Below are 11,801 nucleotides of genomic sequence, written 5' to 3' on the forward strand. Positions count from 1 at the left end.
CGCTCCTCATCCCGGCCGCGTTGGCCCTCGTCGTGGCCCTCACAGCCCCGATCGTCCGCCCCCGCCCCGTTCGAGGTTGACCGGATTTCAGTGGAACTCCGGTCCCCGATTTCAGTGGAAATCAGGTCACGGACCTCAGTGGAACTCCGGGTGACGGACCTCAGTGGAACTCCGGGTGACGGACTTCGGTGGAACTCCGGTCCCCGACTTCAGTGGAACTCCGGGTCGTGGACTTCAGTGGAACTCCGGTGGCCGATTTCAGTGGAAGTCTGGTCCCCGACTTCAGTGGAAGTCCGGGTGTACCTGTGTCCCGAGGTGGCGTGCAGCGCGTTGCGCAGGGGAGGAGATGTGCAAGCTGCGACACCCTTGGGTGAGTTCGATCGCCCCGATCCGGCAAACTGGAGATGCCCGTAGCCGGAATGCACAGGAGGACGACGTGGCCGGCAAGACCAAGAAGGACCGTATCGACCCGACCTGGCCGCAGGCCGGTGCCGGAGAGCACCCGGTCAGCGAGCTGGTGGCCGACAAGCAGGGCGCCCTGTCGCCGTTCGGGGACACCACGTTCCCGCTCGACGACGACGCCGTCCCGTACGAGCACCCGGTCACGGTCATCAACAAGTGAGACCCCTGTCGCCGGACCGGCCAGGTGCCGGTTCGGCGTCGAAAACGGCCCCGGCGAACGCGGCGTGTCAACACTGACTCGCGAGTAACCCACCGGATCTAGCTCACAGTCGGGAAAGTTTTAGGCTTTTTCGTGCTGGGTGAAGTTCCGGTCGCTTAGCGGGCCAGAATGGCTTGCGTGCCGGGTAGGCGATCTGCTTCGGCGGCCAGACCGCCGGAGGACGGCACCCACGTCCATAGCCGTTCGCTCGACAGGGGTGTGCCAATGCCGGTTCCAGGTCCTGGTTACTCGATCACCGTTCGCGTCGAGGCTCCGCCGTCGACGACCGCCGCGGGCGATCTGACCAGCGCAATCGGACGCGCGGGCGGGGTGATCACGGCGTTCGACGTCGTCGAGTCGCACGCCGACCGCATCGTCGTCGACATCACCTGCAACGCGCTGTCCGCCGACCACGCCGGCGAGGTCACCGAGACCCTCGAAGCGCTGCCCGGCGTGCGCGTCCGCAAGGTCTCCGACCGGACCTTCCTGGTCCACCTCGGCGGCAAGATCGAGGTCAACTCCCGCGTCGCGCTCGCCAACCGCGATGACCTCTCCCGCGCCTACACCCCGGGTGTCGCCCGGGTGTGCACCGCGATCGCCGAGAACCCCGACGACGCCCGCCGCCTCACCGTCAAGCGCAACGCCGTCGCCGTGGTCACCGATGGCTCCGCCGTGCTCGGCCTGGGCAACATCGGCCCGGAGGCCGCCCTGCCGGTCATGGAGGGCAAGGCGGCGCTGTTCAAGAAGTTCGCGGGCGTCAACGCCTGGCCGGTCTGCCTGGACACCCAGGACACCGAGGAGATCATCCGCGCCGTCGAGCTGATCGCCCCCGTCTACGGCGGCATCAACCTCGAGGACATCGCCGCTCCGCGCTGCTTCGAGATCGAGGCGCGGCTGCGCGAGAAGCTCAACATCCCCGTCTTCCACGACGACCAGCACGGCACCGCCATCGTCGTGCTCGGCGCGCTGCGCAACGCCCTGCGCGTGGTGAACAAGGACATCGCCGACTGCCGCATCGTGGTCTGCGGTGTGGGCGCGGCCGGTTCGGCGATCATCCGGCTGCTGCAGAACAAGAAGCCCGCCGACATCATCGCCGTCGACATCAACGGCATCGTGCACACCGGGCGCGGCGACACCGACGAGAACCTGTGCAACATCGCCTCCAGCACCAACAACGAGGGCCGCACCGGCACGCTGTCCGACGCGGTGCGCGAGGCCGACGTGTTCATCGGCGTCTCGGCGCCCAACCTGCTCTCCGCCGACGACGTGGCGAGCATGAACTCCGACGCGATCGTGTTCGCGCTGGCCAACCCGGACCCGGAGATCGACCCGCTGGAGGCCCAGCAGCACGCCACCATCGTGGCCACCGGGCGCAGCGACTACCCGAACCAGATCAACAACGTGCTGGCCTTCCCGGGCGTCTTCCGCGGACTCCTCGACGCGCACGCGCACGAGATCACCGACGACATGATGCTCGCGGCGTCCAACGCCATCGCCGACGTCGTCGACGGCGAGCGCCTCAACGCCTCGTTCATCGTCCCCAGCGTCTTCGACAACGCGGTCGCCCCGGCCGTCGCGGACGCGGTCAAGAAGGCGGCCCTGGCGGCCAAACCCGCCGAAACCGCGTCGCGAGGCGGCTCGTCGATGCCCTGGAGCATGGCCGAAGACCTCGACTTCTAAGAACCGGTAGACGCCGTTCGCGGGGGACGTGATCACGACGGTGATCGCGTCCCCCGTTGCGCCTTCCCTCCCCACTCGGCCGGGGACGGCGGTCCTCTAGGCTTTCGGCATGGCGCAGGATGAACTCACCCACGTCGACGAGGCCGGTGCCGCGCGCATGGTCGACGTGTCCGAGAAGGACGCCACCGCCCGCAAGGCCGTGGCCAGCGGAGTCGTGCGCACGACGGCCGAGGTGATCGCGCTGCTGCGCCGCGACGGCCTGCCCAAGGGCGACGCCATCGCGACCGCCCGGCTCGCCGGGATCATGGGCGCCAAGCGCACCCCGGACCTCATCCCGCTGTGCCACCCCATCGCCATCTCCGGCGCCAAGGTCGAGCTCGAACTCGGCGACACCGAAGTCCGGATCACCGCCGCGGTCAAGACCACGGACCGCACCGGTGTCGAGATGGAGGCGCTGACCGCGGTCGCCGTCGCCGGGCTCGCGCTGCACGACATGATCAAGGCCGTCGATCCCGGCGCCGTGCTCGACGCCGTGCGCGTCGAGCGCAAGGAAGGCGGCAAGACCGGTCTCTGGGAGCGAACCGAAGCGGACTAATCCGCCGCTCGCCGTCGTTGCACCAGAGCCGGGCCATTCACGGGAGGTCTCCATGACGAGGACCGCGCGAGTCGTCGCCGCGTCCAACCGCGCCGCCGCCGGGATCTACGAGGACCGCACCGGTCCCGTGATCGTGAAGTGGCTGCGCGACCGCGGCTACGAGACCCCCGAACCGTTCGTCGTGCCCGACGGCGACCCCGTGGGCGATCAGCTGCGCACCGCTGTCAACGCCGGCGTCGACGTCGTGATCACCACCGGCGGCACCGGCATCAACCCCACCGACCGCACCCCCGAGGTCACCGGGCAGGTCCTCGACCACCAGATCCCGGGCCTCGCGGACGCCATCCGCGCCGCCGGACTGCCCGAGGTCCCCACCGCCGTCCTCTCCCGAGGGCTGGCCGGGGTCAGCGGTCGCACGCTGATCGTGAACCTCCCGGGCTCCACCGGCGGGGTCAAGGACGGCCTCGGTGTCCTGGAGGGCGTCCTGGACCACGCGGTCGATCAGCTCCACGGCGGCGACCATCCCGGATCGGCGACCGCACCGGCGCACACGCCCGCCGAGGTGCTGCGGGCCGACGTCGTCGACGAGCACATCGACGTCGAGTCGCTGGCCCGGTCGGTGGAGCACAACGCGGCCGGGGCCGTGGTGACCTTCGGCGGCGTCGTGCGAGACCACGACGGCGGCCGGGGAGTGCTGGAGCTGGAGTACACCGGGCACCCCATCGCGCAGGACGTGATCGAGGAGGTCGCCGCCGACATCGCCGGGCGGTTCGAAGGCGTTCGCGCCATCGCCGTCTCGCACCGCGTCGGCATGCTCAAGATCGGTGACGTCGCGCTCGGCTGCGCGGTCGCCGCGGAGCACCGCAAGCAGGCCTTCAACGCCTGCTCCGAACTCGTCGACGAGGTCAAGCGCCGGCTGCCCATCTGGAAGCGCCAGGTCTTCGACGACAACACAGAAGAATGGGTCAACTGCCCGTAGTTCTGGACTGATCTGTGGTTCGTCGGCTGGGTGGTGCGGGTGGCGGAGCCTGACACGCCTTCTGGCTCTGGGATCGCCTTTACTGCAACTGCTCTGTGGCCCTTGTGCGTGGCGGCGCGAGAAGCGGAACCTGAGCGGCTCTCTGGCTCCGGGATCCGAGACTGATGTGACCAATACGCGGCGCTACGGCTGTCCTCCCCAGAGAGCCGCTCAGAACCCGCGGCGGTGCCGGTTGCTCTGGTGGGGTACGGAGAAAGCGACTTCGTCGCTTGCCTGACGAACTCCCCTTCACAACGCAAGAAACCCTCTCCACCGCTTTGGGGGCTTTGCGGTGGAGAGGGTTTCTCTGGCGGAGCACGTGCCGTGTCGGGGGAGACGGCGCGTGCTTCCTTGCCGGTCGGCGTTGGGGGATGCCTGACCGTGCAGGTCTTACTTCACGTCGAGCTGCTGACCCGGGAAGATGAGGTTCGGGTCGCTGATCACGCTCGAGTTCTTGGCGGCGATGTCCTGGTAGTTCACGCCGAACTGCTGCGCGATCTTGCCCAGGGTGTCGCCCGCCTTGACGGTGTAGTCCGCGCCGTCCGCCTTGACCGTGGACTTGGTCTTGGTGGTGGTCGTGGTCTTCTTCTTGGGCGTGGTCTCGGTCTTGGTGCTCGACTTGGTCGAACCGCTGGTCCAGTTCAGCTTCGCGCTGCAGCCCGGCCACGCGTTCTTGCCCTGGGAGGCGAGAACCTTCTCCGCGACGGCGATCTGCTGCTCGCGCGTGGCGTTGTGGGCGCTGCTGGCGTACTGGGTGCCGCCGTAAGCGGCCCAAGTCGACGGGGTGAACTGGAGGCCGCCGTAGAAGCCGTTGCCGGTGCTGGCGCTCCAGTTGCCGCTGCTCTCGCACTTGGCCAGAGCGTCCCAGTCCGCGGCGTTGGCGGGTGCGGCGATCGCGATCGGGGTGGCGACCACAGCGCCGGCAACGGCGATCCGGGCGAAATTGCGCTTGGTACTCGAAGGCTTGCGGTGCTTGCCCATGTCCCTCTCTCCTGCCGCGCCTCGGGTCGAACCCTGATCTGGCTCCTTCGGGTGGAGCCGGGTTCGTGCCCGCCGGTCTCGGGGGAGCCGGCGGCGTCTCGGGGCTTTCGGGGGGCCCTGAGACGTCCCTCGTTCCTGTCCGGTTCTGTTTCGTTTTCGGGGTGAGAGCCCGCTGGACAGGTTCGGCGCCACGGGCTCTCGAGTTCCTTGCTGATCGGTTCGGGGCCGACCGAGGAGCGACACTACGTAACCAATCCGAAGATCGGAAATCTTGGACCATGTGACGCTGATCACAGTAACACCGGCGAAACGGGTGGCGATCCCGATCATTTCCGCTGATCAGGGCGTCGTTATCGGACCGTTTCCGGGCTGATATCGATCACCGTAAGTGAGGCTTGGGTCACCACGATGCTCCCACTGGGGAACCCCTGTCACGCGGTTACCAACCGTGGAGCGAGCGTGGATCACGCCGGGGCGTGGGGACGCGGACGGCCGAGCGCGAACGCGATTTGTGTTCACGTAACCACGGAGCGTGGGTAGACCAGTCGCTAGATCGGGTGGCTCTCAGGCGGTCGAGCGGCGGGCTCGGAAGGCGTCCTGAGAGCCAAGATCGAATGAGGGAAAAATCAACCCAGAAGTCACCTGAACGAGGCTGTACGACACGCCAGGGAATGTTGTATTCGCGCACCCGCACGCACGCGCGCAGAGGACACAGTGCGCCGTCCTCAGCGGGCGGTTCAGCCGCCCGCGAACGGCGGCAGGACGTCGAGGGTGGCGTCGCCGGGGATGCGGGTGCCGCGGTCGCGCACGGCCACGCCGTCGAGGAGGAAGCTGCACGCGGGCAGCACCTTCGCCAGCTTCTCGTCGTGCTGGTTCAGCGCCGCCGCGATGGCGTCGGAGACCGTCGGAGCCGCGCCGTCCGGGCGGGTCAGCCGCACCGTCTCCTCGCGAACGCCGGCCGCGGCGCGAGCGCCTGCGAAATACCGGACCTGCACCGACACCGAACTCCTCGCCGGACCGGCGCTCTGCTCCGACACCGCGGTCATCTCCGCTAACCCCCGATTGCGCTCATCGGCCTTGATGGTTGGGCGAACTCGCCGGAGTCCATCCCGTGACCGGCGGCCTTGGCCCACATCTCGCCCTGCCACAGCCGGATCAGCTCGGCGTCGGTGGCGCCTTCGCGCATGGGGCCGCGCAGGTCCGTCTCCGTCGTCGAGAACAGGCACGAGCGTAGCTGTCCGTCCGCGGTCAACCGCGTGCGGTCGCACGCCGCGCAGAACGGCCGCGTCACCGAGGCGATCACGCCCACCGTGGCCGGGCCACCGTCGACCAACCAGCGCTCGGCCGGTGCCGAGCCCCGCTCGGCGACGTCCGGGGTGAGGGTGAACTCCTGGCCCAGCCTCTCCAGGATCTCGTCTGCGGTGATCATCGCGGAGCGCTCCCAGCCGTGCTGGGCGTCCAGCGGCATCTGCTCGATGAACCGCAGCTGGTAGCCGCGCTCGATGCAGTACCGCAGCAGCTCGGGGGCCTCGTGGTCGTTGATCCCGCGCATCAGCACGGCGTTGACCTTGACCGGCTCCAGCTTCATCGTCTTGGCCGCGGCGAGACCGTCGAGCACGTCCTGCATGCGGTCGCGCCTGGTCAGCTCCTTGAACACCGCTCCGTCCAAGGTGTCCAGCGAGACGTTGACCCGGTTGAGCCCGGCCTTCACCAGCTTCTCGGCGAAGCCGCCGAGGTTGATGCCGTTGGTGGTCAGCGAGGTCGTGGGCCGGCTGGGCAGCGACGAGGTGGCCGCGATGACGTCGACCAGGTCCTGCCGCAGCAGCGGTTCGCCGCCGGTGAAGCGGACCGTGGTGACGCCGAGCTCTTCGACCGCGATGCGGATCAGCCGGTTCATCTCGTCGGTGTCGAGCATTTCGTCGCGCTTGAGCCAGGGCAGCCCTTCGGCGGGCATGCAGTAGGTGCAGCGCAGGTTGCACTTGTCGATCAGGGAGACGCGCAGATCCGTCGCCACCCGGCCGAAGCGATCCACCAGGTACGGCGTGTCCGGCCGTTCGGAGGAGTCGACCGTGCGGCGCACGAACGGAACTCCCAAGTCCACCGCGTTCACAACTCGACCCTATCTCCTCGGACCGACGCTTTTCGATCGCGAGCGGCAATTTGGACGGTGCAAGATCCCTGGTCAACAGCGGGGTGACGGGTGTTAACGATCCTGGTTCGCGGATCGGGAGGCCTTGGTTTCCCCGCACCTGCGGACGTATTGTTCTGCTCGTGCCGCACTATCGGATCGCAGAGTCCGCCTCGCTTCTCGGCGTCAGCGACGACACCGTTCGCCGCTGGGTCGACGGCGGGCAGTTACCCGCGGAGCGCGACGCAGCCGGACGGCTGGTCGTCGACGGAGCCGCGCTCGCCGAGTTCACCCGCGACCAGGCCAGGTCCGCCCCGGACCCGTCGGCCGTCGGGCGCTCGGCGCGCAACCGCTGGGTCGGGCTGGTGACCGAGATCGTCTCGGACAAGGTGATGTCGCAGGTGGAGATCCAGTGCGGACCCCACCGAGTGGTGTCGCTGATGAGCACCGAGGCGGTGCGCGAGCTCGGGCTGGTGCCCGGGTCGCTGGCGGTGGCCGTGGTCAAGTCGACCAACGTCGTGGTGGAGACACCGGGAGAGGGCTGAATGTCCAAGCTCAAGATGATCGCGGGCGGGATGCTCGCGCTGACCCTGCTGGCAGGCTGCGGCCAGGCCCAATCCGGCCAGCAGTCCCCGGCGCAGCAGCGCACGGTGACGGTGCTGGCGGCGGCCTCGCTGACCGAGTCCTTCGACGAGCTGGGCAAGCGGTTCACCGCCGAGCACCCCGACGTCGCGGTCCAGTTCGACTACCAGGGCTCGTCGACGCTGGCCGAGCAGATCAAGCAGGGCCGCCCGGCCGACGTGTTCGCCTCCGCCGACGACAAGAACATGTTCAAGGTCGCCGACCTGGTCTCGCCGCCGCAGAGCTTCGCCACGAACCGGCTGACCATCGTGGTTCCGCCCGGCAACCCCGCGCACGTGACCTCGCTGGCCGACCTCGCGGACAAGAAGCTCGTCGTCTGCGCACCGCAGGTGCCCTGCGGTGCCGCCACCCAGCAGGTCGCCGCGGCCGCCCGCGTCGGGTTGCGGCCGGTCAGCGAGGAGAACGACGTCAAGCAGGTGCTGCAGAAGGTCGTCGCGGGCGAGGCCGACGCGGGCCTGGTCTACGTCACCGACGCCAAGGCGGCGGGAGACCGGGTGCAGTCGATCGACTTCCCCGAGGCTCCGCGAGCGGTCAACAACTACCCGATCGCCACCCTCGCCGACTCGCAGCAGGCGCAGCTGGCGAACGAGTTCGTGTCGTACGTGCGCGGGCCCGCGGGTCGCGAGGTGCTCGGCGCGCACGGTTTCGACGTTCCATGATCAGGCGGCATCCACCGCAGGTCCCCGCCGCGCTGTGGGTGCCCGCGGTGCTCGCGCTGGCGCTGGTGGTGCTGCCGGTCGCCGGTCTGCTCACCCGCGTCGAACCGGCTCGGCTGCCGGGACTGCTGCTGAGCCCGGCCGCGCTGGACGCGCTGCGGTTGTCGGTGATCACCGGGTTGATCGCGACCGCCCTGGCGGCACTGCTGGGAGTGCCGCTGGCCGTGGTGCTGGCGCGCTCCACGCTGCCCGGGATGCGCGTGGTGCGAGCTCTGGTGCTGCTGCCGCTGGTGCTGCCACCGGTGGTCGGCGGGCTGGCGCTGCTGTACCTGCTGGGCCGGACCGGGCCGCTCGGCGGAGTGCTCGCGGTCGCCGGAATCCGGTTGCCCTACACCACGGCCGCGGTCGTGCTGTCCCAAACCTTCGTCGCGATGCCGTTCCTGGTGGTCGGTCTCGAAGGCGCGTTGCGCACGGCGGGCGGACGCTACGAGCAGGTCGCCGCGACGCTGGGAGCCGGGCCCTGGCTGGCCTTTCGGCGCGTGACGCTGCCGCTGCTGCTCCCGGCGCTGGGGTCGAGCCTGGTGCTGACCTTCGCCCGCGCGCTCGGTGAGTTCGGCGCGACGATCACCTTCGCAGGCAGCCTGCAGGGCAGCACCCGGACCCTGCCGCTGGCCATCTACACCACCGCTCAGTCCGATGTGGACGCTGCGGTGGCGATGTCGTTGTTGCTGGTCGTGGTGGCCCTGCTGGTGATCGTGATCGCCAGGCCGAGGGCAGTGGAGGGACGGTTGTGAGCGGCCTGCGGGTGGACGTCGAGCTGCACCGCGCGGAGTTCTCGCTGCGCGCGGAGTTCGCGGTGGCGCCCGGCGAGGTGCTGGCGGTGCTCGGCCCGAACGGAGCCGGGAAGTCGACGCTGCTGTCCGTGCTGGCCGGGCAGCTGGCGCCCGAGCGCGGCGTGGTCGAACTGGACGGGACGGCGTGGCTGGACACCGCACGCCGCATCAACGTCCCCACGCACCGGCGCGGAGTCGGCCTGCTCGCCCAGCAGGCCCTGCTGTTCCCCAACCTCACCGCGCGCGACAACGTCGCCTTCGGCCCGCGCGCCGCCGGCACGAGCAAGGCGCGGGCGCGCGAGGTCGCCGCGCGCTGGCTGGCCGAGACCGATGTGGCCGACCTGGGCGGACGCCGCCCCGCGCGGCTCTCAGGAGGCCAGGCGCAGCGAGTCGCGCTGGCTCGCGCGCTGGCCGGCGAACCCCGGTTGCTGATGCTCGACGAGCCGCTGGCGGCTCTCGACGTCGACGCGGCCCCGGCCATGCGCGGACTGCTGCACCAGGTGCTGCGCCGTCAGGAGATGCCGACGGTGCTGGTCACCCACGACGTGCTCGACGCCGTCGTGCTGGCCGACCGGCTGCTGGTGCTGCAGGACGGACGCGTCGTCGAGCGGGGGCCGACCAGCGAGGTGCTGTCGCGTCCGCGCGAAGCGTTCACCGCGCGCCTCGCTGGTCTCAACCTGCTGACCGGCACGGCGATCGACGGGGGAGTGCTGATCGGCGAGGAGATCATCAGCGGCCGCGTGGTCGAGGAGCTTCAGGCGCGGGAACCGGCGGGGGCGGTGTTCGCGCCGTCGGCCGTGGCGGTGCACCGGCAGCGCCCGCACGGCAGCCCGCGCAACGCGCTGCCGGTGCGCGTCGCGGCCCTGGAACCGCGCGGCGACGTGGTCCGGGTGCGCGCCACGGGCCCGTCGGCGGCCGGCCTGGCCGCCGACGTCACCCCGGCAGCGGTCGCGGAGCTCGGGATTTCCGCAGGTGAGGAAGTTTGGTTCGTGATCAAGGCGACCGAGGTGGCCATCCACCCCGTGTCCGGAGGATCATCGGGGGCGTGACTGAGCCATCCACATGGACGTACCTGATGGACATGGACGGCGTGCTGGTCCACGAGGAGCACATGGTGCCCGGCGCGGACGAGTTCGTGGCCGCTCTTCGGGAGAACGGCATCCCGTTCATGGTCTTCACCAACAACTCGATCTACACCCCACGGGACCTGCGGGCCCGGCTACTGCGCAGCGGGCTGGACATCCCGGAGGAGGCGATCTGGACGTCCGCGCTGGCCACGGCGCAGTTCCTGGAGCAGCAGCGGCCCGGCGGCTCGGCCTTCGTGGTCGGCGAATCCGGGTTGACCACCGCGCTGCACAACATCGGCTACGTGCTCACCGACCGGGATCCCGACTACGTGATCCTGGGTGAGACCCGCACCTACAGCTTCGAGGCCATCACCAAGGCCATCCGGCTGGTGGAGAACGGTGCCCGGTTCATCGCCACCAACCCGGACGAGAAGGGCCCGAGCCGCGAGGGCACGCTGCCCGCCACCGGTGCCGTGGCCGCACTGATCGAGCGGGTCACCGGCCGCGCCCCGTACTACGTGGGCAAGCCGAACCCGCTGATGATGCGCTCCGCGCTGCGCCACCTGGGCGTGCACTCGGAGAACACGCTGATGATCGGCGACCGGATGGACACCGACGTCCGCTCGGGCCTGGAGTCCGGGCTGCAGACGATCCTCGTCCTCTCCGGCATCTCCGACGAGGACACGGCGGAGCTCTTCCCGTACCGCCCCACCAAGGTCGTCCGCTCGATCGCGGACCTCCGGGACCACGTCACGGACCCCTTCAAGGCCTGACCAGGCGTTCCCCGAGGCACGCACCTCGGGGGCGCTGTCCGGGGTTGGCCCGATTCGGTGGTGCAGGTGAAGATGGTGACCTGCACCACCGAATGCGGGAGGTTGTCGTGGGCACCGAGCCGACACTGCTCAGCTACGACTCCGGTGCGTCCACCGTGCCGTTGCTGGGCGACACGATCGGAACGAACCTGGACCGCACGGCGGCGCGCTTCCCGGAGCGGGACGCGCTCGTGGAAGTCGCCACGGGTCGTCGCTGGACGTACCGGGAGTTCGTCGCCGACGTCGACGCGATGGCGACCGGCCTGCTCGACGCCGGCATCACCAAGGGGGACCGGGTGGGCGTGTGGGCGCCCAACCGCTCCGAGTGGACCCTGACCCAGTACGCGACCGCCAAGATCGGCGCGATCCTGGTCAACATCAACCCCGCCTACCGGTCGCACGAGCTGGAGTACGTGCTCAACCAGGCCGGGGTCCGGATGCTGATCTCGGCGAAGTCGTTCAAGAGCTCCGACTACGTCGCCATGGTCGAGGAGGTCCGGAGCAAGTGCGCGGGCCTGGAGCAGATCGTGTTCCTGGAGTCGCCCGAGTGGGCGAACCTCGTCGGCGCTGCCGCTGACCAGCGCAGGCTCGGCGAGATCCGGCTGTCGGCGGATGATGCGATCAACATTCAGTACACGTCGGGGACGACGGGTTTTCCGAAGGGTGCGACGTTGTCGCATCACAACATCCTGAACAACGGTTTTTTCGTGGGGGAGTTGTGCGGGTAT

At 69.4% G+C, this 11,801-nt stretch carries 13 protein-coding genes and 1 pseudogene; 11 read left to right on the forward strand and 3 right to left on the reverse strand.

The window, feature by feature from the left end:
• Positions 1-436: 436 nt before the first annotated feature.
• From E1181_RS29955 to E1181_RS29970, 4 genes are all read left to right on the forward strand, one after another.
• The gene (locus tag E1181_RS29955; RefSeq protein ID WP_132679774.1) at positions 437-622 is read left to right on the forward strand and encodes a hypothetical protein; all 186 of its coding nucleotides are present in this window, start codon (positions 437-439) and stop codon (positions 620-622) included.
• A gap of 264 nt (positions 623-886) precedes the next feature.
• Positions 887-2,341: an NAD-dependent malic enzyme gene (locus E1181_RS29960; RefSeq protein ID WP_132679775.1), complete on the forward strand. Its 1,455-nt coding sequence runs from the start codon at positions 887-889 to the stop codon at positions 2,339-2,341.
• Positions 2,342-2,450: 109 nt separating this feature from the next.
• Positions 2,451-2,936 (forward strand): cyclic pyranopterin monophosphate synthase MoaC, encoded by a 486-nt coding sequence (gene moaC / locus E1181_RS29965; protein WP_132679776.1) that lies wholly within the window; start codon positions 2,451-2,453, stop codon positions 2,934-2,936.
• 52 nt (positions 2,937-2,988) lie between these two features.
• Positions 2,989-3,915, forward strand: coding sequence for a molybdenum cofactor biosynthesis protein MoaE (locus E1181_RS29970; RefSeq protein ID WP_132679777.1), 927 nt, complete (start codon positions 2,989-2,991; stop codon positions 3,913-3,915).
• A gap of 429 nt (positions 3,916-4,344) precedes the next feature.
• On the opposite strand, the gene E1181_RS29975 is transcribed toward E1181_RS29970, so the two are convergent.
• From E1181_RS29975 to moaA, 3 genes are all read right to left on the reverse strand, one after another.
• Entirely contained in the window at positions 4,345-4,935 is a 591-nt protein-coding gene (locus E1181_RS29975) for a LysM peptidoglycan-binding domain-containing protein (protein WP_132679778.1), read from the reverse strand.
• Between the two features lie 737 nt (positions 4,936-5,672).
• Entirely contained in the window at positions 5,673-5,981 is a 309-nt protein-coding gene (locus E1181_RS29980; RefSeq protein ID WP_132679779.1) for a MoaD/ThiS family protein, read from the reverse strand.
• A gap of 5 nt (positions 5,982-5,986) precedes the next feature.
• Positions 5,987-7,045, reverse strand: a complete 1,059-nt coding sequence (gene moaA / locus E1181_RS29985) for a GTP 3',8-cyclase MoaA (protein WP_408010950.1) — start codon at positions 7,043-7,045, stop codon at positions 5,987-5,989.
• 161 nt (positions 7,046-7,206) lie between these two features.
• Between moaA and E1181_RS29990 the strand changes: the two genes are divergently transcribed.
• The 7 genes and pseudogenes from E1181_RS29990 to E1181_RS30015 all read left to right on the forward strand — a co-directional run.
• Entirely contained in the window at positions 7,207-7,608 is a 402-nt protein-coding gene (locus E1181_RS29990) for a TOBE domain-containing protein (protein WP_132679780.1), read from the forward strand.
• The gene (modA, locus tag E1181_RS29995; RefSeq protein ID WP_132679781.1) at positions 7,609-8,364 is read left to right on the forward strand and encodes a molybdate ABC transporter substrate-binding protein; all 756 of its coding nucleotides are present in this window, start codon (positions 7,609-7,611) and stop codon (positions 8,362-8,364) included. It begins immediately after the preceding gene.
• On the forward strand, positions 8,361-9,155 hold the full coding sequence (locus E1181_RS30000) for an ABC transporter permease (protein WP_132679782.1): 795 nt from the start codon (positions 8,361-8,363) through the stop codon (positions 9,153-9,155). The genes modA and E1181_RS30000 overlap by 4 nt, the downstream gene beginning before the upstream one ends.
• Before the next feature lie 62 nt (positions 9,156-9,217).
• Positions 9,218-9,634, forward strand: a pseudogene (locus tag E1181_RS33000) (ATP-binding cassette domain-containing protein); the annotation flags it as partial.
• Between the two features lie 78 nt (positions 9,635-9,712).
• Complete coding sequence (locus E1181_RS33005) at positions 9,713-10,243, forward strand: TOBE domain-containing protein (protein WP_408010953.1); 531 nt, start codon at positions 9,713-9,715, stop codon at positions 10,241-10,243.
• A 26-nt stretch (positions 10,244-10,269) separates the two neighbouring features.
• Positions 10,270-11,034 carry an HAD-IIA family hydrolase gene (locus E1181_RS30010; protein WP_207922383.1) on the forward strand — a complete coding sequence of 255 codons (765 nt, stop codon included), beginning with the start codon at positions 10,270-10,272 and terminating at the stop codon, positions 11,032-11,034.
• 107 nt (positions 11,035-11,141) lie between these two features.
• Positions 11,142-11,801 (forward strand): AMP-binding protein (locus E1181_RS30015; RefSeq protein ID WP_235877156.1); only part of this gene is annotated, 660 nt, incomplete at its 3' end.

This window comes from Saccharopolyspora terrae, assembly GCF_004348435.1.
GTDB lineage: Bacteria > Actinomycetota > Actinomycetes > Mycobacteriales > Pseudonocardiaceae > Saccharopolyspora > Saccharopolyspora endophytica.

Coding starts and splice junctions, on each gene's coding strand:
- E1181_RS29960 (WP_132679775.1), top strand. CDS start 887: ATGCCGGTTCCAGGTCCTGGTTACTCGATCACCGTTCGCGTCGAGGCT.
- moaC (WP_132679776.1), top strand. CDS start 2,451: ATGGCGCAGGATGAACTCACCCACGTCGACGAGGCCGGTGCCGCGCGC.
- E1181_RS29970 (WP_132679777.1), top strand. CDS start 2,989: ATGACGAGGACCGCGCGAGTCGTCGCCGCGTCCAACCGCGCCGCCGCC.
- E1181_RS29975 (WP_132679778.1), bottom strand. CDS start 4,935: ATGGGCAAGCACCGCAAGCCTTCGAGTACCAAGCGCAATTTCGCCCGG.
- E1181_RS29980 (WP_132679779.1), bottom strand. CDS start 5,981: ATGACCGCGGTGTCGGAGCAGAGCGCCGGTCCGGCGAGGAGTTCGGTG.
- modA (WP_132679781.1), top strand. CDS start 7,609: ATGTCCAAGCTCAAGATGATCGCGGGCGGGATGCTCGCGCTGACCCTG.
- E1181_RS30000 (WP_132679782.1), top strand. CDS start 8,361: ATGATCAGGCGGCATCCACCGCAGGTCCCCGCCGCGCTGTGGGTGCCC.
- E1181_RS33005 (WP_408010953.1), top strand. CDS start 9,713: ATGCCGACGGTGCTGGTCACCCACGACGTGCTCGACGCCGTCGTGCTG.
- E1181_RS30010 (WP_207922383.1), top strand. CDS start 10,270: ATGGACATGGACGGCGTGCTGGTCCACGAGGAGCACATGGTGCCCGGC.